The sequence below is a fragment of the Pantoea sp. CCBC3-3-1 genome (assembly GCF_007981265.1).
In the GTDB taxonomy this organism is placed as follows: Bacteria; Pseudomonadota; Gammaproteobacteria; order Enterobacterales; family Enterobacteriaceae; genus Erwinia.
The window spans coordinates 4,847,052-4,867,774 of the sequence record NZ_CP034363.1; the positions used below are offsets into that span (position 1 = coordinate 4,847,052).

General features: G+C 52.1%; 23 protein-coding genes. 11 read left to right on the top strand and 12 right to left on the bottom strand.

Annotated elements, in window-relative coordinates:
* Positions 1–14: 14 nt before the first annotated feature.
* The 7 genes from EHV07_RS22700 to cpxP all read right to left on the bottom strand — a co-directional run bounded on the left by EHV07_RS22700 (position 15) and on the right by cpxP (position 5,970).
* On the bottom strand, positions 15–767 hold the full coding sequence (locus EHV07_RS22700; protein WP_147200341.1) for a CDP-diacylglycerol diphosphatase: 753 nt from the start codon (positions 765–767) through the stop codon (positions 15–17).
* A gap of 197 nt (positions 768–964) precedes the next feature.
* The gene (locus EHV07_RS22705) at positions 965–1,957 is read right to left on the bottom strand and encodes a sulfate ABC transporter substrate-binding protein (protein WP_147200342.1); all 993 of its coding nucleotides are present in this window, start codon (positions 1,955–1,957) and stop codon (positions 965–967) included.
* 145 nt (positions 1,958–2,102) lie between these two features.
* A complete protein-coding gene (gene pfkA, locus EHV07_RS22710) occupies positions 2,103–3,065 on the bottom strand; it encodes a 6-phosphofructokinase (RefSeq protein WP_147200343.1) in 963 nt (320 codons plus the stop codon).
* Between the two features lie 208 nt (positions 3,066–3,273).
* Positions 3,274–4,170, bottom strand: a complete 897-nt coding sequence (fieF, locus tag EHV07_RS22715; RefSeq protein ID WP_147200344.1) for a CDF family cation-efflux transporter FieF — start codon at positions 4,168–4,170, stop codon at positions 3,274–3,276.
* Between the two features lie 237 nt (positions 4,171–4,407).
* Positions 4,408–4,839, bottom strand: coding sequence for a hypothetical protein (locus EHV07_RS22720; protein WP_147200345.1), 432 nt, complete (start codon positions 4,837–4,839; stop codon positions 4,408–4,410).
* On the bottom strand, positions 4,817–5,209 hold the full coding sequence (locus tag EHV07_RS22725; protein ID WP_147200346.1) for a polymorphic toxin type 44 domain-containing protein: 393 nt from the start codon (positions 5,207–5,209) through the stop codon (positions 4,817–4,819). Before EHV07_RS22725 ends, EHV07_RS22720 begins: the two co-directional genes overlap by 23 nt.
* A 251-nt stretch (positions 5,210–5,460) precedes the next feature.
* Positions 5,461–5,970 (bottom strand): cell-envelope stress modulator CpxP, encoded by a 510-nt coding sequence (gene cpxP / locus EHV07_RS22730; RefSeq protein WP_147200347.1) that lies wholly within the window; start codon positions 5,968–5,970, stop codon positions 5,461–5,463.
* Between the two features lie 151 nt (positions 5,971–6,121).
* On the opposite strand from cpxP, the gene cpxR reads away from it, so the two are divergent.
* The 3 genes from cpxR to trmL are packed head-to-tail and all read left to right on the top strand — an operon-like array spanning position 6,122 to position 8,718.
* Entirely contained in the window at positions 6,122–6,820 is a 699-nt protein-coding gene (gene cpxR / locus EHV07_RS22735) for an envelope stress response regulator transcription factor CpxR (RefSeq protein ID WP_147200348.1), read from the top strand.
* Complete coding sequence (gene cpxA / locus EHV07_RS22740; RefSeq protein WP_147200349.1) at positions 6,817–8,193, top strand: envelope stress sensor histidine kinase CpxA; 1,377 nt, start codon at positions 6,817–6,819, stop codon at positions 8,191–8,193. Before cpxR ends, cpxA begins: the two co-directional genes overlap by 4 nt.
* A 54-nt stretch (positions 8,194–8,247) precedes the next feature.
* Positions 8,248–8,718: a tRNA (uridine(34)/cytosine(34)/5-carboxymethylaminomethyluridine(34)-2'-O)-methyltransferase TrmL gene (gene trmL / locus EHV07_RS22745; protein ID WP_147200350.1), complete on the top strand. Its 471-nt coding sequence runs from the start codon at positions 8,248–8,250 to the stop codon at positions 8,716–8,718.
* Positions 8,719–8,721: 3 nt separating this feature from the next.
* On the opposite strand, the gene cysE is transcribed toward trmL, so the two are convergent.
* The 5 genes from cysE to EHV07_RS22770 form a co-directional block, all read right to left on the bottom strand.
* On the bottom strand, positions 8,722–9,543 hold the full coding sequence (cysE, locus tag EHV07_RS22750; protein WP_147200351.1) for a serine O-acetyltransferase: 822 nt from the start codon (positions 9,541–9,543) through the stop codon (positions 8,722–8,724).
* A 67-nt stretch (positions 9,544–9,610) separates the two neighbouring features.
* Entirely contained in the window at positions 9,611–10,630 is a 1,020-nt protein-coding gene (gpsA, locus tag EHV07_RS22755; RefSeq protein ID WP_147200352.1) for an NAD(P)H-dependent glycerol-3-phosphate dehydrogenase, read from the bottom strand.
* Complete coding sequence (gene secB / locus EHV07_RS22760; RefSeq protein WP_147200353.1) at positions 10,630–11,094, bottom strand: protein-export chaperone SecB; 465 nt, start codon at positions 11,092–11,094, stop codon at positions 10,630–10,632. Before secB ends, gpsA begins: the two co-directional genes overlap by 1 nt.
* Before the next feature lie 50 nt (positions 11,095–11,144).
* Positions 11,145–11,396 (bottom strand): glutaredoxin 3, encoded by a 252-nt coding sequence (grxC, locus tag EHV07_RS22765; protein WP_147200354.1) that lies wholly within the window; start codon positions 11,394–11,396, stop codon positions 11,145–11,147.
* Between the two features lie 17 nt (positions 11,397–11,413).
* Positions 11,414–11,845: a rhodanese-like domain-containing protein gene (locus EHV07_RS22770; RefSeq protein WP_147200355.1), complete on the bottom strand. Its 432-nt coding sequence runs from the start codon at positions 11,843–11,845 to the stop codon at positions 11,414–11,416.
* Between the two features lie 327 nt (positions 11,846–12,172).
* Here EHV07_RS22770 and envC point away from each other — a divergent pair, with 327 nt between their 5' ends.
* The 8 genes from envC to EHV07_RS22810 all read left to right on the top strand — a co-directional run bounded on the left by envC (position 12,173) and on the right by EHV07_RS22810 (position 20,650).
* On the top strand, positions 12,173–13,480 hold the full coding sequence (envC, locus tag EHV07_RS22775) for a murein hydrolase activator EnvC (protein WP_147200704.1): 1,308 nt from the start codon (positions 12,173–12,175) through the stop codon (positions 13,478–13,480).
* Between the two features lie 3 nt (positions 13,481–13,483).
* A complete protein-coding gene (locus EHV07_RS22780; protein WP_147200356.1) occupies positions 13,484–14,407 on the top strand; it encodes a divergent polysaccharide deacetylase family protein in 924 nt (307 codons plus the stop codon).
* Between the two features lie 66 nt (positions 14,408–14,473).
* Positions 14,474–15,709 carry a glycosyltransferase gene (locus EHV07_RS22785; RefSeq protein ID WP_147200357.1) on the top strand — a complete coding sequence of 412 codons (1,236 nt, stop codon included), beginning with the start codon at positions 14,474–14,476 and terminating at the stop codon, positions 15,707–15,709.
* The gene (locus tag EHV07_RS22790; RefSeq protein WP_147200358.1) at positions 15,702–16,610 is read left to right on the top strand and encodes a hypothetical protein; all 909 of its coding nucleotides are present in this window, start codon (positions 15,702–15,704) and stop codon (positions 16,608–16,610) included. The genes EHV07_RS22785 and EHV07_RS22790 overlap by 8 nt, the downstream gene beginning before the upstream one ends.
* A 148-nt stretch (positions 16,611–16,758) precedes the next feature.
* Positions 16,759–17,691 carry an ADP-glyceromanno-heptose 6-epimerase gene (gene rfaD / locus EHV07_RS22795; RefSeq protein WP_147200359.1) on the top strand — a complete coding sequence of 311 codons (933 nt, stop codon included), beginning with the start codon at positions 16,759–16,761 and terminating at the stop codon, positions 17,689–17,691.
* A gap of 16 nt (positions 17,692–17,707) precedes the next feature.
* Positions 17,708–18,769, top strand: a complete 1,062-nt coding sequence (gene rfaF / locus EHV07_RS22800) for an ADP-heptose--LPS heptosyltransferase RfaF (RefSeq protein WP_147200360.1) — start codon at positions 17,708–17,710, stop codon at positions 18,767–18,769.
* On the top strand, positions 18,757–19,740 hold the full coding sequence (rfaC, locus tag EHV07_RS22805) for a lipopolysaccharide heptosyltransferase RfaC (RefSeq protein WP_147200361.1): 984 nt from the start codon (positions 18,757–18,759) through the stop codon (positions 19,738–19,740). The genes rfaF and rfaC overlap by 13 nt, the downstream gene beginning before the upstream one ends.
* On the top strand, positions 19,733–20,650 hold the full coding sequence (locus tag EHV07_RS22810; RefSeq protein ID WP_147200362.1) for a glycosyltransferase family 2 protein: 918 nt from the start codon (positions 19,733–19,735) through the stop codon (positions 20,648–20,650). The genes rfaC and EHV07_RS22810 overlap by 8 nt, the downstream gene beginning before the upstream one ends.
* The last annotated feature ends 73 nt before the right edge of the window (positions 20,651–20,723 follow it).

Genomic DNA, 20,723 nt, shown 5'->3' on the forward strand with positions numbered 1-20,723 from the left:
TTCGTGCTCCCTTTTCATTTCAATATTTTGCAGCTGTGATCCTGAAGTTCTTCTGCCGAACCCTGATTCAACAACAGCAAATTACGTTTAATCACCATCAGCGCACGCCGACCATTCGGCATCGCTGCCACCGCCACACCGTATTTCCCCATTTCTTCACGGGCATCAGGCAGTTCGTTAGCAATACGGATAAACGGACTGGTTCGCTTAAATTCATCTCTGGTAATGATTTTGACCTGATACTGATGCTCACCTAACTGCTCCAGCTGCCAGCGATTGGTCAGCGAAGCATCCAGGCTATCCAGCCGCTGGCGAATATCAGGACGCAGGCAGGAAATATGGATATGAAGCTGATTCTGCGTTCTGCCACGCTGTGAATTAATACTCAGCGCCACAGCACTGTCATCGACCGGCGAGCCTCGTCGTTCTTCCATGAAATGACGTGAACGCCATGCCTCGGCAAAGAAATTAGGCGTGGACGGGTTAAGCAGCTCGGGACTTTCGATACCGCTAATTTTTTCCGTCGGCAGCAGTAAAAATTGCAGTGGACCATCGCGATCTTTCAGTACCACATAACCATTACGAATATCGACCTGTCGACAAGGTGTCGGATCGTTATTTTGTTGCTGATTAGGGATGCATTCCTGACTAACTATTTTCCATAGCGCATTGGAATTATGGTGGAAATTCATGGCTACGGAAGCACATCCTGCCGTCAGGATCAGGATAACTGTCGCCACAATCAGGACACGCTTTCGTCCCTGCATGATCAAAACCTCTGGTCTGTTACTGGGCATAATGTAAACGAACTGTTGGCTAAGGTCATGTTAAATAGTTAACAAGAGTGACTATTTCACGGAAGCGGTGAAAATTCAGTCACATAGGCAGGCGTTGGGGGAATGGATTGAAACGATGATAACAAAAAGGCCGATCTGAGATCGGCCTGTGAAACAGAGAATAGCGATTAGCGCTGCATGGCCTTGTCGTAGGTACCACCATCAGCAAAGTGCGTTTTCTGCGCCTTTGTCCAGCCACCGAACTTAGGATCGTCAATGGTGAACAGCTTAACTGGTGCAAATTTATCAGCGTATTTCTTCGCCACGGCGGGGTCGCGTGGACGATAGAAATTCTGCGCCGCAATGTCCTGGCCTTCCGGAGAATAGAGATACTTCAGGTAGTCGTCGGCTACTTTACGGGTATCGCGCTCATCCACGACTTTATCAACCACGGAAACCGTTGGCTCCGCCAGGATAGATTCGCTCGGCGTCACGATTTCGAACTGATCTTTACCCAGTTTATTCACCGCCAGGTAAGCTTCGTTTTCCCATGCGATAAGCACGTCGCCAATGCCGCGCTCTACAAACGTATTGGTTGCACCACGCGCACCTGAATCCTGTACCTCAACGTTTTTGAACAGCGCTTTGATGTAGTCTTCTGCTTTCGAAGCATCGCCGTTGTTTTCATCCAGCGCCCATCCCCAGGCTGCGAGATAGTTCCAGCGCGCGCCACCGGATGTTTTCGGGTTAGGCGTAATCACGGAAACGCCCGGCTTGATCAAATCCTGCCAGTCATGAATCTGTTTGGGATTGCCTTTACGGACCAGGAAAACAATTGTTGAGGTATAAGGCGCGGAATTGTCCGGCATACGCTTTATCCAATTTTTATCAATACGTCCGCGTTGTGCAATGGCGTCAACATCAGAAGCCAGTGCCAGCGTCACCACATCGGCACGGATGCCGTTGATCACCGAAGTTGCCTGCTTGCCCGAGCCGCCATGTGACTGACGAATCACCACGTTATCGCCGGTTTCCTGCTTGTAATGCGCGCTGAAGGCTTTGTTGTACTGTTCGTACAGCTCACGAGTCGGATCGTAAGAGACGTTTAACAGCTGGATATCCTTCGCCAGAACACTTGTTGATGCCAGTAACAGGGTTAATCCGACACTCCACTTCTTCATCACGCATCTCCCAAAGGTTTTTTTGCTGTAAGAGAGCGTGACACAAAGTGATTCACGATTTAAAGAATTAAAAAATAGCTTTCATAACCGAATGGAATAACGTTTTGCATAAAAAAGGCGCTTCGGGATAGCGCCTTGATTTCTGTCAGTAAAGTTTCTTGGCGGTATCCAGCCAGTCGCCTTTAAACGGACGCTTCATGTTTTCGATAGCGTCAATGATGTCGTGATGCACCATTTTTTCGTTTTGGATGCCGACGCAGCGACCGCCATAGCCCTGTAGCAGCAGCTCAATCGAGTAAGCGCCCATGCGTGAAGCCAGAATTCGATCGTAAGCCACTGGCGCACCACCGCGCTGGATATGGCCTAAAACCGTTGAGCGCGTTTCCCGTTTGGTTTCCGATTCGATATATTTTGCCAGCTCATCGATATCGCAAATGTGCTCGGTAATCGCCACGATGGCATGCTTTTTACCCTTCGCAATACCCGCTTTGATTTCCTGCACCAGCTCTTCACGCGTGTAGGGGATTTCTGGCAGTACGATAAACTCACAGCCGCCCGCAATTGCAGCCGCCAGCGTCAAATCGCCACAGTAGCGGCCCATCACTTCGACAATAGAAATACGCTGGTGTGAGGAAGAGGTGTCGCGCAGGCGGTCAATTGCTTCTACTACCGTTTCCAGCGCGGTGAAGTAGCCAATCGTGTAGTCCGTCCCGGCCACATCGTTATCAATCGTGCCCGGAAGGCCAATACATGGGAACCCCATTTCGGTCAGGCGTTTCGCCCCCATGTAGGAGCCATCTCCGCCGATAACCACCAGTGCGTCGATACCGCGTTTTTTCATGTTATCGATAGCCATGGCACGAGTCGCTTCTTCACGGAACTCCGGGTAGCGCGCTGAGCCAAGGAACGTACCGCCACGGTTAATCATATCTGACACGCTGTAGCGGTCCAGATTGACCATCCGGTCCTCTACCAGTCCCTGATAACCATCATAAATGCCAAAAACTTCCAGATTTTCACTCAGCGCGGCACGGACAACGCCCCGGATAGCTGCGTTCATACCAGGCGCGTCACCGCCGCTTGTCAGTACACCGATTTTTTTGATCATGACAACCTCTGAACTTGTTAATGCAAAATTGTACATTCTGAACGCCATGGGGACCGGCGCACGCGAGCGATCTGTTATCTAATGTTGGCAATAGTATATCAAAGCCATTGGGCTGAATTGATTCAGGTCAGTGAACCCTGTGCTATTTTTTTAACGCAAAATAACATGGTGTGCTGCCTTTCAGCTAACGCATTTATTTGATTAAAAATCATAGCTCACCGGGCGGCTTTTCGGGAACCACCGAGCAGGGATCCTGGTGGATGGTCACATCAGAACCGGGAAATTTTTTCAGTAATTCACGCTCTACCTGCTCAGCAATCAGGTGCGCGTCGAAAAGCGTGAGATGGTCGTCCAGCTCAAGATGCAGCTGAATAAAGCGTGTCGGGCCTGACTGGCGGGTACGAATATCATGAACGCCTTCTACGCCAGGCCAGTTAACAACAATCGTTTCAATGTGCTCTTTATCCGCTTCCGGCAACGCTCTGTCGAGCAGCAGCTGCACCGCCTCGTAGCCCATACGCAGCGCGTTATATAAAATCCACACGCCGATCCCTAGCGCAAATAAAGCATCAGCACGTTTAAAACCGTACCAGCTAAGCGCCAGCGCCACCAGAATGGCCCCGTTCATAATAACGTCAGACTGATAGTGAAGCATATCTGCACGGATGGCGAGACTGCGGGTTTTGCGCACCACCCAGCGCTGAAAAGTGACCAGAAGCAGTGTAGAAAATAGCGCAATCAGCGTTACGATTATCCCCACCAGCGGCGCTCGCATTTCAGCAGGCGTGGTCAGATGCTGTAAACCGGTGAGAAACAGAAACAGCGCCGAGCCGGAAATAAACATGCTTTGCGCCAGCGCCGCCAGTGATTCGGCTTTGCCATGACCAAAAGTGTGTTCTTCATCGGCGGGCTGAAGGGAATAGCGAACCACAAAAAGGTTGGTCAGGGAGGCGGCAATATCAACCAGAGAATCAACGAGCGCGGCAAGCAGGCTGACCGAGCCGGTGTACCACCAGGCAACAATTTTTACCAAAAGTAGCATCGAAGCCAGAACTGTTGCAGCAAGCGCGGCAGAGTTTACCAGGCGCGCATAGTGTTGTTCCATACCACACTCCGTTCAGGTCAATGACCTTAAGTATACCGGATTTGCGTTACTGCGGGAAAAGCGGCAGCCGTTCAATTTGTTTTAACGGGCTTTTTCCAAAGCGGATTGCAATTATGCGACGGAATTTAAGATAAAAAAAACCCCCGCATCATGCGGGAGGAAGACAGGGATGGTGTGCGCAATATCTGGCAGTAAGAAGCGGCCTGCATGTAACAAAGCGCCTGCTCGGTGCTATTTCTAGGGGTCAGAAGCATAAGCATTCAGATCGATACGAGGCATCACAGGTGTGTTACCGTCATAGTAAAAAGCCGAGTTAGAGAAGGAGTTAACCTTGCCTGTCAGTTTTACTAATACGTGATCGCCAACAGCCGTGACGGTCGCATTACCGACATCAGCCTGCAGAAACGGCGCGGATTTCTGCAGTACCGCCATCGGATCGCTGAGATATTTGTTAAGATAGTAACGATAAACGTCAGAGTCAGTCGCCCCGGCATCCTGATATTTTGTCACGTACAGCCAGACATTTTCTGATAGCTGTTTCTGACTGACCAGAAGGTCATTTCGAGAGGCGTTTCCGCAATATCCAAATAGCCCTCCTAAAATCACTATGAGCAACAGAACGGTTGTTAGTGCCCTGTGTCCCCACTTAATAGCGATGTTGATTGGCATAATCTATTCCCTGTTGGATCCAGTACTGGTCACGTGGGTCATCCCCATACGGGATGTTTTTATACCAGTATCCCCATCGGGGATCGGCAGTACCAGCTCTGCTCTGCGCCCAGCCAGCCTCACGCAACAATATCCCTTCAGGTATACCGGCAACAATACCCGTTGCACCGTAATTAAAATTGCCAAAATTCTGATATTTCGCCCCCTGCTGCTTGTAATCCCAAGGTCCCTTGTTACGTACTTGATGATAAAACCAGTAATATACAGTTGGTGAGGCCATATTACGCGGCATTCCACGATGGCGAGCTTCCAAAAGGTTTTTTGCTAAAAGAGAGAACTCTCCTGAGGGCATAAGCGGGATAACAGCCATGATAATTTGTCTTCCTGACAGAGTTGATAAGTGAAATTCCTTCTAACTTTATGGCTGATAAAATAGCATGCTTGTGCTGGCCAAAAGAAAATCACAATCACATCCTGAGAGATTAAGCACCGCCTTTAAGGTGGCTTTTTAAGAATGAGTTTTTCATGGGCCAGGATGTAATAATGGATAAAAAAAACCCCCGCATCATGCGGGGGGAAGACAGGGATGGTGTCTATGGCAAGGAAAAAAGGGATACTGAGTTACTGCTTACTCTCGGGACTACTCACTGCCTGCAGTGATACAGCCTGCTGCATCTGGGCCAGCTTGCGCATTTCACTCATGCGCTGCTGATGTTTCTGCTTCAAAACGTCCTGCTGAGCTGGCGTTAACAGGTGATACATTTGATTGCGTACACGGGCCATTTCGACCTGTCGCGTTACTTCTTCTTTTGCAATCCTGTCCAGCCGCGCTTTATAGTCCGTTTCGTTGAATTTATCTGCAATAATCATCTCGTGCAGCTGTTCTAAATCGTTAATACTTATGGAAGAACGCTCGTGGCGAGCCTGCTGCATCAAATCTCGCATCTGTTGACGCTGTTGTTCTGTGAGATTGATGCCATCAAACATGTGACTTTGCGGAATTTGCGTCATACTGCGTAGCGCCGCGCCGTCCTGATGCATCTCGTCATTCGTCGTCACTTCTGCAGCCCATGCGGCGGAGAAACTGAGTATCAGCGCCGGAACCACAACGACGGCGGTAACTTTGCGCATCGCTAACTCCCAGGTTGGTTTCCATATTTCGATTCAACGAAAGCCAGTCTACGGACCCCGCTGCAAACATGCGTCAGGGGGTGTAAAAGTACGTAAAGTCATGGATTGACAGCATTCGTTCACGGTATTTTGCCTACGGAGGGTAATAAAAATGAATAAGATCCTGTTGGTTGATGACGATCGCGAATTAACTTCGCTGTTGAAAGAATTGCTTGAAATGGAAGGGTTTGATGTCCTGGTTGCCGGTGACGGTGAACAGGCGCTGAGCCTGCTTGATAACTCTGTTGATCTGTTGTTACTTGATGTCATGATGCCGAAGAAAAACGGCATTGATACCCTGAAAGAACTGCGTCAGCAGCACCAGACACCGGTCATTATGTTAACCGCTCGCGGTAGCGAACTGGATCGGGTTCTGGGGCTGGAACTGGGCGCAGATGACTATTTGCCTAAGCCTTTTAACGACCGCGAGCTGGTGGCTCGGATACGCGCTATCCTGCGTCGTTCAAACTGGAGCGAGCAGCAACAGCATCACGACAACAGTTCTCCTACGCTTGAAGTGGATCACCTGCGCCTGAATCCAGGCCGCCAGGAAGCGAGTTTTGACGATTTGACGCTGGATCTGACAGGGACGGAGTTCACCCTGCTTTATCTTCTTGCTCAGCACCTGGGACAGGTCGTTTCCCGCGAGCATTTGAGTCAGGAAGTGCTTGGTAAACGCCTGACGCCTTTTGACCGCGCTATCGATATGCATATTTCCAATCTGCGCCGCAAACTGCCCGATCGCAAAGATGGACATCCGTGGTTTAAAACGTTACGCGGCAGAGGCTATTTGATGGTTTCTGCAACATGATCTCCAGCCTGACCACCCGTATTTTCGCTATTTTTTGGCTGACGCTGGCACTGGTACTGATGCTGGTGTTGATGGTGCCTAAACTGGACACGCGCCAGATGACGCCGCTGCTCGATAATGAACAGCGGCAGGGTACGATGATCGAACAGCATGTTGAAGCGGAGCTGATGCAGGATCCGCCCAATGACCTGATGTGGTGGCGCAGGCTGTTTCGCGCAATAGATAAATGGGCGCCCCCTGGCCAACGTCTGCTGCTGGTCACCAGCGAAGGTCGGGTCATTGGCGCACAGCATAATGAAATGCAGGTGATCCGTAACTTTATCGGCCAGTCCGACAATGCCGATCACCCGCAAAAGAAAAAATATGGCCGGGTGGAAATGATTGGGCCTTTCTCCGTACGTGATGGGGAAGATAACTATCAGCTCTATCTGATCAGGCCAGCGAGCAGCTCCCAGCTCGACTTTATCAACCTGCTGTTCGACCGCCCGTTGCTGTTGCTGATTGTCACCATGCTGATCAGCTCACCGCTGCTGCTCTGGCTGGCATGGAGCCTGGCGAAACCGGCTCGTAAGCTTAAGCATGCTGCTGATGACGTGGCAGCCGGAAATCTGCGTCAGCGTCCGGAACTGGAGGCAGGCCCGCAGGAATTTCTGGCGGCAGGATCAAGCTTCAACCAGATGGTCAGTGCGTTGGAAAGAATGATGACGGCGCAGCAGCGGCTGCTCTCTGATATTTCCCACGAACTGCGTACGCCGTTGACGCGCTTACAGCTGGCGACAGCGTTAATGCGGCGACGTCAGGGCGAGGGCAAAGAGCTACAGCGTATTGAAATGGAAGCCCAGCGCCTGGACGGCATGATCAACGATTTGTTAGTCCTGTCTCGTACCCAGCATAAAAACGCACTGGTCAGCGAAGCGATGAAAGCGAATCATCTTTGGTCTGGTGTCCTGGATGATGCCAAATTTGAAGCCGAGCAGATGGGAAAAACGCTGGAAATCCCTTATCCGCCCGGGCCGTGGCCGCTGTACGGTAATCCGAGCGCCCTGGATAGCGCGCTGGAAAATATCGTGCGCAACGCCTTACGCTATTCAAATTCGAAAATATCAGTTAGCTTTTCCGTCGATAAACAAGGCATTACCATTCATGTTGATGATGATGGCCCTGGCGTCAGTGCCGAAGATCGTGAGCAAATCTTCCGCCCGTTTTATCGCACCGATGAAGCGAGGGATCGTGAATCTGGCGGCACCGGGCTTGGGCTGGCAATTGTGGAAACCGCTATCCAACAGCATCGCGGCTGGGTAAAAGCAGATGACAGCCCGCTCGGAGGCCTGCGGCTGACGCTCTGGTTGCCGCTCTATACCAGCAACAACTGATCCGCTGCGGATAATTTGCTATGCTGCGGCCCTTCTGACTGAGGGCCGCTGTCGATGCTAAATATCGTATTATTTGAACCTGAAATTCCACCTAACACAGGCAATATCATACGCCTGTGCGCTAATACTGGCTTTCGCCTGCACTTAATCGAGCCGCTGGGCTTTACCTGGGATGATAAGCGACTGCGCCGTGCTGGCCTCGATTATCACGAGTTCACCGCTATTGCACGTCATGCTGATTATGCCGCTTTTCTCGCCGCAGAAGATCCGCAGCACCTCTTTGCATTAACCACTAAAGGAACGCCTGCGCACAGCGCAGTAAGCTATCAGGCGGGAGATTATTTACTGTTTGGTCCGGAGACCAGAGGCCTGCCCGCAACGATTTTAGATGCGCTGCCAGCAGAGCAGAAGATCCGCATTCCAATGCAGCCAGACAGCCGCAGTATGAACCTGTCGAATGCGGTTTCAGTGGTGGTTTATGAGGCCTGGCGCCAGCTGGATTATGCTGGCGCGCTGATTAAATAAAACTCAGATGCCGTCGCCGAACTCGAAACCCGGCACCATACCATTGAAATGCTGATCCATTTCCATGGAAGGCTTATCGCTGGTGGGTTTGCCCACAATACGCGCGGGCACGCCAGCCGCAGTTGTATGCGGCGGCACGGGTTGTAACACGACAGATCCTGCACCGATTTTTGCACCGCGTCCGACCTCAATATTGCCAAGGATTTTAGCACCTGCGCCAATCATTACGCCTTCACGTATTTTAGGGTGGCGATCGCCGCTGGTTTTCCCGGTACCGCCCAGCGTCACGGATTGCAAAATAGAAACGTCGTCTTCAATGACGGCGGTTTCTCCCACCACAATGCCGGTCGCATGATCGAGCATAATGCCACGGCCGATTTTTGCCGCCGGGTGGATATCCACCGCGAAGGAGACGGAGATTTCATTCTGCAGGTAGATGGCAAGCGCACGACGGCCCTCATTCCAGAGCCAGTGACCAATGCGATAAGCCTGCAAAGCATGGAAACCTTTAAGGTACAGCAGAGGCGTGGAGTATTTGTCGATAGCAGGGTCACGCTGGCGCACAGCCTGAATATCGCAGGCAGCAGAAACAATCATGGAGAAGTCCTGCTTGTAGGCTTCCTGAACAATCTCACGTATGGCGATGGCAGGCATGATGGGATTAGCGAGCTTGTTGGCCAGCATATAGCTGAGTGCGCTGCCAAGATCGTCATGTTTTAACAGCGTGGCGTGGTAAAAACTGGCCAACATTGGCTCGCACTCCGCCAGGGCTCGCGCTTCTTCTTTGATATAATCCCAGATCAATTCAGGCTCAACACACGGCATTACTCTCTCCCCATCAAATATAGCGTCCTGTGGACGCCAGAATGCTACGGCGCGATGCTTCCCTGACTTAGCTGCTGCTGTTTTCGTCTTTCCTTGTGCGTCCGAGCAGGCTCAATGCTGCCTCCCGGGCGTTTTTTTCGCAATACAACACCTGGTAAATTTGCTCGGTGATAGGCATCTCAACGCCGCAGCGCGCGGCCAGTGCCTTCACTTCTTTCGTATTACGGAAACCTTCCACAACCTGACCAATATTGTTTTGCGCAGATTCCACATCAATTCCCTGCCCCAGCATCATGCCGAAACGACGGTTGCGCGACTGGTTATCAGTACAGGTCAGCACCAGGTCGCCCAGCCCCGCCATGCCCATAAAGGTTGTAGGATCGGCACCCAGAGCGGCTCCCAGTCGGCTCATTTCTGCCAGACCACGGGTAATCAATGCGGTACGGGCATTTGCGCCAAAACCGATACCATCTGAAATTCCGGCACCAATCGCAATCACGTTTTTTACCGCGCCACCAAGCTGCACGCCAATAAAATCGGGATTGTTATAGACCCGAAAACTTTTACCGCAGTGCAGTAACTCTTGTATGTCGTCTGCAAACGCGGCATCTGTCGCGGCCAGCGCAATCGCAGTAGGCAAGCCTGCGGCCAGCTCTTTGGCAAATGTCGGGCCGGAGATCGCTGCCAGCGGTATGTCATCGCCCAGGATTTCGCGCGCGACCTCCTGCAACAAACGGCCCGTCTCTTTTTCGAGGCCTTTTGTCGCCCAGACAATTCGCGAGTCCGCGCGCAGGAAGGGTTGGATTTGCTTTAATACATCGCCAAACACATGGCTGGGAACAACCACCAGCAGATCGCGGCTGGCAGCAATTGCCGTTGCCAGATCCTGCTCTAAATTTAGCGAGTCGGGAAAGGGAACATCGGGCAGAAAAGCCGCGTTGCAGCGGTCAGCCTGAAGCTGTGCCAGATGTTGGGGGTTATGTCCCCACAGCACCACGTCGTGGCCGTTACGGGCCAGCGTGATAGCCAAAGCGGTGCCGTAAGATCCGGCACCGATAACGCTCATTGCAGCATTAGCGTGAGGCATTATGCATCCTGTTGAGGTGCGGCGCCTTCGTTTGACTGCTGTAAATAATTCATGAACAGCGCGTCAAAGTTAACCGGTGCCAGGTTAAGCTGCGGGAAAGTACCGCGGGAAACCAGGCTGGTGATGCATTCGCGCGCATACGGGAACAGAATGTTAGGGCAGTATGCACCCAGGCAATGCGCCATCTGATTGCCGTCGATACCGGAGATAGAGAAGATACCTGCCTGCTGAACTTCACACAGGAATGCCGTATCTTCACCAACCGTTGCGGTCACGGTGACGCGTAAAACCACTTCGTACACGTCATCTGCCAGCTGGCTGGAAGCGGTATCCAGATCCAGCTTAACTTCCGGTTCCCACTCTTTCTGGAAAACCTGAGGCGCGTTAGGCGCTTCAAAAGAGATATCTTTAGTGTAGATGCGTTGGATCTGGAAAGACATCTCGGTATTGTTTTGTTCTGACATGTTACGTAATCCTATGGGTTAATAATCCGTTATTGCGCCACTCGCCCGGTTTATTTTAATAGCGGGTCGAGGCCCTGACGGCCGTCGAGCGCATACAGGTCGTCACAGCCGCCAACGTGCTGTGCATCGATAAAAATCTGCGGGACGGTGGTACGACCGCTTCGTTTGATCATCTCTTCGCGTTTATCGGCATCACCATCAATAGCGATTTCCTGATAGTTCACGCCCTTTTGACTCAGCAGCGCCTTGGCGCGATGGCAGAAGGGACAAGTTGCTTTGGTGTAGATCTCAACGTTAGCCATACCTTAATCTCCAGAGATTATTTGCCGCGTACCAGCGGAAGGTTTTCACCGCTCCAGCCAGAAACGCCATCTTTCAGGATGAAAACGTGCTCAAAGCCAGCCGCATTCAGCTGTGCAGCAGAGTCTGCCGCTGCTGTGCCGTTAGCATCAACAATGATGATCGGCTGAGCTTTATGTTTTTCCAGTTCGCTAACGCTGCCTTTTTTGATGTCGGCAGCCAGCAGGTTGATCGCATTTGAAATATGGCCCTTACGGAAGTCATCACGTCCACGCACGTCGACTACCACGGCTTCTTCTTTATTAATTAAACGCGTCGCCTCAGAACGGCTAATCGTTTTTACTTTGGAGAACATGCCCTTAACGGTGGTCACGATCACCAAAACCAGCAGGACAACCCACGCCAGACTAAGGATGGTATGGCTGCCTGCGAACTGCATAATATCTTGCATGAGGGGTAACAACTCCCGAAAGGGTTAATAAGCGAAAACAAGGCTTCTGAGTATACCTGCCAGGACTGTCATGTACAGTCGTGTTGCGGCCAGAGTTGCGTTTTCTGGGGAAGATTCTCAAAAAAAATTGCCTTAAGTGCAAATCGTTCACCAGGGTCAGGATAGCGTCAATCTTGAGCGGTTATTTGTTGTTCAAATTATCACTGCGCTACAGGCCTGGGTTCAGGTTGTCGACCTCTTATCATCCCCGGTTTGTCACCGATGGAAACGCAAAACCCGCTATGGATACTGGTAAGCCGCTGTTCATCGTGGAATAATCCTCCTCCTATGAGGGAAAAAGCGACAGTTTCATTTCAACGAACCCGAGGTAACGGATTGGCCGCAGGCGTAACGTTACGATCTGGCATTTTCACCCTGCCCGCCAGCGTGCTGTATGCGGGTCTTTTGCTGCTGCCTTTTCACAGCCAGGCGGCTGACGATAATAAATCCGTGCTCTCCAGCCTTCAGCAGGATATCGCCGCCAAGGAAAAAAGCGTCCTGCAGCAAAAGCAACAGCGTGGAAAACTGCTGGATCAGCTGCAAAGTCAGGAAAAAATCATCGCTCAGGCCAGTCGGCAATTGCGTGACACTCAACTTACCCTCACCGCAACCAATCAGGATATCGCCTCGCTGACGGCCTCAATCGGCAAATTGCAAAGCCAGCAGGCTCGTCAGGAAAAGCTACTGGCTGAACAGCTTGATGCCGCTTTTCGTCAAGGTCAGCATAATGGCCTACAGCTGCTGCTGAGCAATGAAGAGAGTTTGCGTAGCGAACGTATGCTGGCTTATTTCGGCTATCTTAATGACGCGCGTCAGAAGTCGATTGACGATCTGAAACAAACCCGCAGCGATCTGGCCGACCAGAAAGCGGCCCTTGTTGATAAACAGGCTAAACAAAAAAACCTGTTAGCTCAGCAGGAAGCACAGCAGCAGAAACTGGAAGGCGCGCGCGTAGCGCGTAAGCAAACATTAACCACGCTGGAATCGTCGCTGGAAAAAGATCAGGCGCAGCTGGTTGAGATGCGTCAGAACGAAAGTCGCCTGCGCGATAAAATCGCCAAAGCCGAGCGGGAAGCGCGCGCCCGGGCAGAAAAGGAAGCTCGCGAGGCGCAACGCGTTCGCGAACGTGAAGCCCAGGCGAAGAGTAAAGGTTCAACCTACAAACCAACCGAAGGTGAGCGCTCGCTAATGGCCCGTACTGGCGGTTTGGGCCGTCCTGGCGGCCAGCTGTTATGGCCAGTCCGCGGCAGTATTGAGCACCGGTTTGGCGAACAGCTCCAGGGCGAACTGCGCTGGAAAGGTCTGGTTATTGATGCACCGGAAGGCAGAGAAGTTAAAGCCATTGCCGATGGTCGTGTTCTGATGGCCGACTGGCTGCAAGGCTACGGGCTGGTTGTGGTCGTGGAACACGGTAAAGGTGATATGAGCCTGTATGGTTATAACCAGAGCGCATTAGTCACTGTCGGCACTCAGGTGAAGGCAGGACAACCTGTCGCGCTGGTTGGCACCAGCGGAGGTCGCGGTACGCCGTCACTCTATTTTGAAATCCGTCGTCAGGGACAGGCGGTTAATCCACTTCCATGGTTAGGGAAATAGCTTTTGTCATCACTGCATAAACTTAGCGGCGTGCTGGCAGGTCTGCTGATGGCCTGCTCGGCTCATGCTGGAAAACTGTCGATTGTTATTGACGACTTTGGTTATCGTCCTCAGCAGGAAAATCAGGTGCTGCAAATGCCTGCCGCCATTTCTGTTGCGGTGTTGCCTGATGCGACCCATGCACATGAAATGGCCGTCAAAGCCCATCAGCGCGGCCATGAAGTGTTGATCCATCTGCCAATGGCGCCGCTCAGCAAGCAGCCACTTGAGAAAAATACCCTGCGGCCCGATATGTCCAGTGGCGAAATTGAGAGGATCATCCGCGAAGCCATAGCCAACGTGCCTTTCGCTGTCGGGCTGAATAATCATATGGGCAGCGCGATGACCTCCAGTTTGCCGGGCATGCAGAAAGTTATGCAGGTGCTGAACAACTATAACTTTTACTTTCTCGACAGCATGACTATCGGCAACAGTCAGTCCACTCGCGCCGCAGTGGGCACCCGTGTAAAAGTCATTAAACGTCGGGTATTCCTGGACGATACGCAAAACGAAGCGGATATTCGTAAACAATTTATGCGCGCGGTGCATCTGGCGCAGCGTGATGGTTCAGCCATCGCTATTGGTCATCCGCACCCGACTACGGTAAAAGTTCTAAAGGAAATGCTGCCCACGCTGCCTGCTGATATTACTCTTGTACGGCCGAGCCAGCTGCTGAACGAGCCGCAAAATATTAACCGCAAGCCGCTGCCGTCTGAGCGCCAGCCCGCGCGTAACCCGTTCCACGGTGTGACGACCTGTCCGGTAAAAGTGGTGCCCGTTCCAGCCAGCCGTGCAGTGGCCGTCATGACCGAAAGCGTCACCGACAGTGCTGGCGTACGCTACATCAATACTTATTTTTCCGGATTGACGCTCGATCTGGGGAAATAATTAATTTTCTGCTGCGTCCTGCGCCCTGTGCGACTGGCGCAGACTGAACGGAAGGGTAAGCTCGCCATGGAGCAACAGCGAAAGAAAATCCTGTTACTGGATACCGGTAATGAATGGGGCGGCGGCACGAACAGCATGCTGGAGTTGTTGAAACGCATCGATCGCAACCAGTTTGAGATCGGCTGTTGCTTCTATCAAAACTATACGCGAGGTAAAGGCGACTCTATTGCTCAGGTGCTGGCCTCGCTGGGCATCCCGGTTACGTTTATTGCTCAACGTAAACAGCCGCGATGGGCAAAAATAGCTAAAGAGCTACTGCGTTCGCTGGTGTTTTTTCATCGGCCTTTACGGTTGAAAGCCACACGCTACATCGACACGCTGTGGCGAATCCGTCCTAACGCCCAGAAAATTCGCCAGCTTCTCGTTCAGCAACAAAGCGATATGCTTTACATGAATAACCAGCCGGGATCGAATGCTGAAGGCTATCTGGCCGCCGCCGATCTGCCTGTCGCCGTCGTTCAGCACTGCCGTATCGAACCGGTACTGAATCAGGCGCTGGTAAATATGGTCAATCAGCGTGCTGACGCGGTGATTGCCGTTTCCAACGGCGTCCGTGACGTATTGCTACAGCATGGCGTCGAGGCAAAAAAATGCTTCACCGTCTTTAATGCGATCGATATCTGGCAGCCGCTACCGGAACGTGAGGCCATGCGCCGCCAGCTGCTGGACGTAAACGATGACACCTTTGTGTTCGGCAGCATTGGCTCACTCATTGCCAGAAAATCAAACCACCATATTCTTCAGGCGCTGGCTAAATTCGTCGCCGCTTTTCCCGATGCCAACTGGCGCATGGTTATCCTTGGCGAAGGCCCGGAACACGATGCTCTGCAACGTCAGGCGCAACAGGCGGGCTTGCAGGATCGCGTAATATTTACCGGATTTTGCAGCAACGCAATGGAATATCTTGCGGCTTTCGATGTCTTTATTCTGGCTTCGAAAAGTGAAGGCCTGCCTCGGGTCGTTCTTGAGGCAATGCTGCTGAAAACCGCCGTCATTGGCTCACGCGTGACCGGCACAGCTGAACTCATCGAACATGATAAAACAGGCCTGTTGTTTGACTATGGCGATGTGCAGGATCTGTTTGAACAAATGAAAACGCTGTGGCTTGATGCCCAAAAGCGTAACCTGCTACTCCAGCAGGCCAATACTCACGTCAGAGAACACTATGCCATTGAACATTATGTGGCTGGCGTGGAAACCATTTTGAAAAATGCGCCTAATGGAAGCTCTTCGCATGTTTGAATTTTTGAATCCTCAGTTCCGTCATATTCGTGCCCGTCATAATCTCGCTTATCAGCAAAAAGAGGTACAGGGACAGGTGCCGGTCACTTCAATTGTGATCCCCTGCACGGGCGCAGACTTTGTCGAAGAAGCGAAGTTAAGCGCGCTGTTTGCTTCCCGCTTTGCGCCTGCGGCCGAAGAAATCGTCATTGTGAGCGACCAATCCGCAGAACAGTTTGGCGAATTGCCGGACAAAACGCGGGTCGTTACGCTGGACGTGCCTTTGCGGGAAGAAAGCTATCGCTATAAGCAGATTTATCGCAGCCGGCTGATCAAGCTACAAGCACCTTTGCAAGCTCGTACCGAAGGGGTTTTGATGATCGATTCCGATCTTAATCTGCTGCAAATGCCGGTCATTAATATGCTCGAAAGCCATCTCTATTCCAGCTTTCGTCAGGGGAGAATGATTGCCAAGCTGATGAATGCGCCTGAGAAAAATCGCCCCGCCTATTACCGCAACAGCATTCGCCCGTTTATGGTCGACCATGTTAATGGCGCTTTTCTGGCCGCTACACGGCAAACCTGGAAACGTATTTGTCCGCTTTGGCTAACGCTATTCCAGGATACCTGGGAGCTGATGGACGACTCTCAGCCCCCCACAGATCAGCTGCCACTGGCTGCACTGCTCGATTTGCTGGACTTAAAAACGGTGAATCTGGGTGACTGGATGAACTGGCCAGTTTCGAAAAAAATTGGCGGTACGACGGCAGTAATACCTGAGGAAGTGGTGGGCGCACACGGTGGTTTCCCGTTGGCCGAATGGCAGAAGTATTTGCAGTCATCCCGCAGCGAGCTCTCTTTTAAAGGCCAGGACTATACGCGCAAAGTACGTTATCTGACCGATGCGGAAAAGTTAAAATAATCTGACAGCCCGTCACATTCAGGCAGCACCGTATTTACCAATGCTTACGGAGTCATCCGGCTGCCTGAGGCGTAATGAGATGTTATGATAACAGGCATTAGCGCGTGAAACCCTCCGTTTCACCCACACTCTTTAAAGGTTAAAACTCATGATTATCGTTACTGGCGGCGCAGGATTTATCGGTAGCAACATTATCAAAGCGCTGAATGATAAAGGCCACACCGATATTCTGGTGGTCGACAACCTGAAAGACGGCACTAAGTTCGCCAACCTGGTGGATTTGAACATTGCCGACTACATGGACAAAGAAGATTTCCTGATCGCTATTCTTGCCGATGAAGATTTTGGCGACGTGGAAGCGGTTTTCCATGAAGGTGCCTGCTCATCCACCACCGAGTGGGACGGCAAGTACATGATGGATAACAATTATCAGTACTCAAAAGAGCTGCTGCATTACTGCCTTGAGCGCCAGATCCCGTTCCTGTATGCCTCTTCCGCAGCCACCTACGGCGGCCGTAATGATAACTTTATTGAAGAGCGCCAGTATGAAGAGCCGCTGAACGTTTATGGCTATTCGAAAATGCTGTTTGACCATTACGTCCGTGAGATCCTGCCAGAAGCGACCTCTCAGGTATGCGGTTTCCGTTACTTCAACGTTTACGGCCCGCGTGAAGGTCATAAAGGCAGCATGGCCAGCGTCGCTTTCCATCTGAACACCCAGCTGAACAACGGTGAAAACCCTAAGCTGTTCGAAGGTAGCGACACGTTTAAACGCGACTTCATCTACGTGGAAGATGTGGCTGCCGTTAATCTGTGGTTCTGGGAAAACGCCGTATCCGGTATTTTCAACTGCGGTACAGGCCGCGCCGAATCTTTCCAGGAAGTGGCTGATGCCGCGCTGAATTTCCATCAGAAAGGCGAAATTGAATACATTCCTTTCCCGGAAAAACTGAAGGGCCGTTATCAGGCTTATACGCTGGCGGACCAAACCAAACTGCGTGCAGCTGGCTACGACAAGCCTTTCAAAACCGTTGCAGAAGGCGTGGCTGACTATATGGCCTGGCTGAACCGCAACGCATAACGGGACGGATCCGGCAATGAAAATTCTGGTTATCGGTCCTTCCTGGGTCGGCGATATGATGATGTCGCAAAGTCTCTATCGCACGCTGAAGGCAGAGAATCCTGATGCCGTGATCGATGTGATGGCGCCCGCCTGGTGCCGTCCATTACTGTCGCGTATGCCTGAAGTCAATGAAGCGCTGGCGATGCCGTTAGGTCATGGCGCGCTGGAGCTTGGCGAACGTCGACGTCTGGGTAAAGCCCTGCGTGATAAAGGTTATGACCGGGCGTATGTCCTGCCAAACTCGTTTAAATCGGCCCTGGTACCCTTTTTCGCCGATATCAAAACCCGCACAGGCTGGCGTGGCGAGATGCGTTACGGCTTGCTGAACGATGTTCGGGTACTGGATAAAACCGCCTTCCCACTGATGGTTCAACGCTATGTGGCGCTGGCCTACGATAAAGCGCGTATTCGTAGCGCAGCCGATCTTCCCCAGCCGCTCTTGTGGCCTGCTCTCTCCGTTCACGAGCCAGAGAAACAGGCTACTGCTGCACAATTTGGGCTTTCTGCGGCACGGCCAGTTATTGGCTTCTGCCCCGGCGCAGAATTTGGCCCGGCTAAGCGCTGGCCGCATTATCACTATGCCGCGCTGGCGCAAAAGCTGATTGATGACGGCTACCAGATTGCGCTGTTTGGCTCGGCGAAAGATAAAGAGACCGGCGAGCAAATCATGCAGAGCTTGCAGGCAGATTCCCGCCAGCACTGCCACAATCTGGCGGGGGAAACCCAGCTTGAGCAGGCGGTCATTTTGCTGGCACATTGCCGCGCCGTGGTCAGTAATGATTCCGGGTTAATGCATATTGCTGCCGCGCTGGATCGCCCGTTGGTTGCATTATATGGTCCAAGCAGCCCTGACTTCACGCCACCGCTGTCAGATAAGGCCCGCGTTATCCGGCTGATTACCGGTTATCACAAGGTGCGTAAAGGGGATGCTGCCGAGGGCTATCATCAAAGCCTGATTGATATTCAACCCGAGCGGGTCATCGCCGAACTGGCTACGTTGCTGGATAAAAGCCAGGAGAATACATGCACGTCCTGATTGTGAAAACTTCCTCAATGGGAGATGTGTTACACACGCTGCCTGCGCTGACCGACGCCATGCAGGCCATTCCAGGTATCCGTTTTGACTGGGTGGTGGAAGAAGGTTTTGCACAAATTCCGGGCTGGCATCCGGCCGTCGATCGCGTCATTCCCGTTGCGATTCGTCGCTGGCGCAAGCACTGGTTTGGCAGTGAAGTTCGTGAAGAACGTTTCCTGTTTAAGCGTGAAGTGCAGTCACGTCAGTATGATCTGGTGATCGATGCTCAGGGTCTGATCAAAAGCGCTGCGCTGGTGACGCGTATTGCCAAAGGCGTTAAACATGGGCAGGACAGTCGTAGCGCGCGCGAGCCTTTTGCCAGCTGGTGGTATGACAAGCGTCATGAGATCAACCGGCAGCAGCATGCCGTGCAGCGTACACGCGAACTCTTCGCGAAAAGTTTGGGCTACGCGCTGCCGGAGAGTACCGGCGACTATGCGATTGCCGGGCATTTTCTGGCAGAGCCGCCCGTCGATGCAGGACAATATCTGGTTTTCCTGCACGCCACCACGCGTGATGAAAAACACTGGCCTGAAGAAAACTGGCGGCAGCTGATTGAGCGGCTCGGCAGCGGCATGAAAATCAAACTGCCGTGGGGGGCCGAACATGAACATCAGCGGGCAAAACGCCTGGCAGAAGGCTTTGAGCACGTTGAAGTGCTGCCTAAGCTGACTCTGGAGCAGGTGGCCCGTACGCTGGCGGGTGCCAAAGCGGTCGTCTCAGTTGATACCGGCCTTAGCCATTTAACGGCCGCGCTGGACCGACCTAATATCACGCTTTATGGTCCAACCGATCCGGGTTTGATTGGCGGCTATGGTAAAAACCAGTTTGTACTGCGTCCGGCCCAGGGTAATAACATGGCTGATATCTCCCCGGAGAGCGTAGCAACCCAGCTTAATGCGCTTCTCATTCCGCCGGGCACCAATGAATAACGTTCAGCTAAGCATCCTGATTGCCGCACACAACTGCGGTAATTATCTGGCCGCCACGCTCGACAGCATCGTCTCGTCACTGGGCAATGCACTGGCAACCACCGAAATTATCGTCGTCAATGATGCCTCAACGGATAACACCCAGGCGATCGTTGATGATTACGCCAGACGTCTGCCCCAGCTCAAAAGCAGCCGCACCGATTTTCGTAATGTCGGTAAAGTGCGTAATCACGCCGTACAGCTGGCATCGGGTGATTATATTCTGATGGTCGATAGCGACGACGTGCTGCTTGCTGGCGCACTGGAAACCCAGCTCGCTACGGTTCAGGAAACCGCGCCGGATATTTTTCTGAGTCATATCATTGAAGTTCGTGACCCCGATGCCGATTTGAAATGGCAGGTTTCCGGGTATGAGGATCTGACGCAGCATCAGGCTATCGAGCGTTTTCTGATCCATAAAGACTACCAGGCCCATTTCATTGGGCAGTTTTTTGCGCGTCAGCTGTTGCAGCAACATGCCTTTCCGGACTTTATCTGTTATGAAGACACCTGGCTGTTTCCGCTATTACTGACCAAAAGTAAAAAAACGCTGTTTACCCGCGCCGGTTTTTATCTCTATCGTAAACATCAGCAAAGCCTGTCCTCCGCTATCGACGAGCGTAAAATTACCTGTCTGATCGACGCCACCGCGCATATGGATGATGTCTTGCCCGCGCAGTATGAACATCTGATTACCTGCCATTGGTTAGATATCGCTAATCGTTACCACGAGATGCTTCAGGGAACGCCACAGGGCAGGCGGATTGGGGAACGGATCGCACGCGTTAGCCTGATGCGATTCTTACTGAACGGAAAAATCAGGACGAGCTATAAAAGAAAGATGCTGAAGGTGCGTAAGCGGGGCTTGTAACCACCCCGCCCGAAACCCGGATAAGCGGTTCTGGCTTGGGTTTTCGCAACCCAAAACATGCTGTAAAAGCGAT

What these genes read in the sequence shown, in the direction of transcription:
- EHV07_RS22810 (WP_147200362.1), top strand. Translation starts at nt 19,733, where the DNA reads ATGAATAACGTTCAGCTAAGCATCCTGATTGCCGCACACAACTGCGGT.
- grxC (WP_147200354.1), bottom strand. Translation starts at nt 11,396, where the DNA reads ATGGCTAACGTTGAGATCTACACCAAAGCAACTTGTCCCTTCTGCCAT.
- rfaC (WP_147200361.1), top strand. Translation starts at nt 18,757, where the DNA reads ATGCACGTCCTGATTGTGAAAACTTCCTCAATGGGAGATGTGTTACAC.
- secB (WP_147200353.1), bottom strand. Translation starts at nt 11,094, where the DNA reads ATGTCAGAACAAAACAATACCGAGATGTCTTTCCAGATCCAACGCATC.
- EHV07_RS22700 (WP_147200341.1), bottom strand. Translation starts at nt 767, where the DNA reads ATGCAGGGACGAAAGCGTGTCCTGATTGTGGCGACAGTTATCCTGATC.
- EHV07_RS22720 (WP_147200345.1), bottom strand. Translation starts at nt 4,839, where the DNA reads ATGCCAATCAACATCGCTATTAAGTGGGGACACAGGGCACTAACAACC.
- rfaD (WP_147200359.1), top strand. Translation starts at nt 16,759, where the DNA reads ATGATTATCGTTACTGGCGGCGCAGGATTTATCGGTAGCAACATTATC.
- fieF (WP_147200344.1), bottom strand. Translation starts at nt 4,170, where the DNA reads ATGGAACAACACTATGCGCGCCTGGTAAACTCTGCCGCGCTTGCTGCA.
- EHV07_RS22725 (WP_147200346.1), bottom strand. Translation starts at nt 5,209, where the DNA reads ATGGCTGTTATCCCGCTTATGCCCTCAGGAGAGTTCTCTCTTTTAGCA.
- EHV07_RS22705 (WP_147200342.1), bottom strand. Translation starts at nt 1,957, where the DNA reads ATGAAGAAGTGGAGTGTCGGATTAACCCTGTTACTGGCATCAACAAGT.
- EHV07_RS22790 (WP_147200358.1), top strand. Translation starts at nt 15,702, where the DNA reads ATGTTTGAATTTTTGAATCCTCAGTTCCGTCATATTCGTGCCCGTCAT.
- cpxR (WP_147200348.1), top strand. Translation starts at nt 6,122, where the DNA reads ATGAATAAGATCCTGTTGGTTGATGACGATCGCGAATTAACTTCGCTG.
- gpsA (WP_147200352.1), bottom strand. Translation starts at nt 10,630, where the DNA reads ATGCCTCACGCTAATGCTGCAATGAGCGTTATCGGTGCCGGATCTTAC.
- trmL (WP_147200350.1), top strand. Translation starts at nt 8,248, where the DNA reads ATGCTAAATATCGTATTATTTGAACCTGAAATTCCACCTAACACAGGC.
- cpxP (WP_147200347.1), bottom strand. Translation starts at nt 5,970, where the DNA reads ATGCGCAAAGTTACCGCCGTCGTTGTGGTTCCGGCGCTGATACTCAGT.
- cysE (WP_147200351.1), bottom strand. Translation starts at nt 9,543, where the DNA reads ATGCCGTGTGTTGAGCCTGAATTGATCTGGGATTATATCAAAGAAGAA.
- cpxA (WP_147200349.1), top strand. Translation starts at nt 6,817, where the DNA reads ATGATCTCCAGCCTGACCACCCGTATTTTCGCTATTTTTTGGCTGACG.
- pfkA (WP_147200343.1), bottom strand. Translation starts at nt 3,065, where the DNA reads ATGATCAAAAAAATCGGTGTACTGACAAGCGGCGGTGACGCGCCTGGT.
- rfaF (WP_147200360.1), top strand. Translation starts at nt 17,708, where the DNA reads ATGAAAATTCTGGTTATCGGTCCTTCCTGGGTCGGCGATATGATGATG.
- EHV07_RS22785 (WP_147200357.1), top strand. Translation starts at nt 14,474, where the DNA reads ATGGAGCAACAGCGAAAGAAAATCCTGTTACTGGATACCGGTAATGAA.
- envC (WP_147200704.1), top strand. Translation starts at nt 12,173, where the DNA reads ATGAGGGAAAAAGCGACAGTTTCATTTCAACGAACCCGAGGTAACGGA.
- EHV07_RS22770 (WP_147200355.1), bottom strand. Translation starts at nt 11,845, where the DNA reads ATGCAAGATATTATGCAGTTCGCAGGCAGCCATACCATCCTTAGTCTG.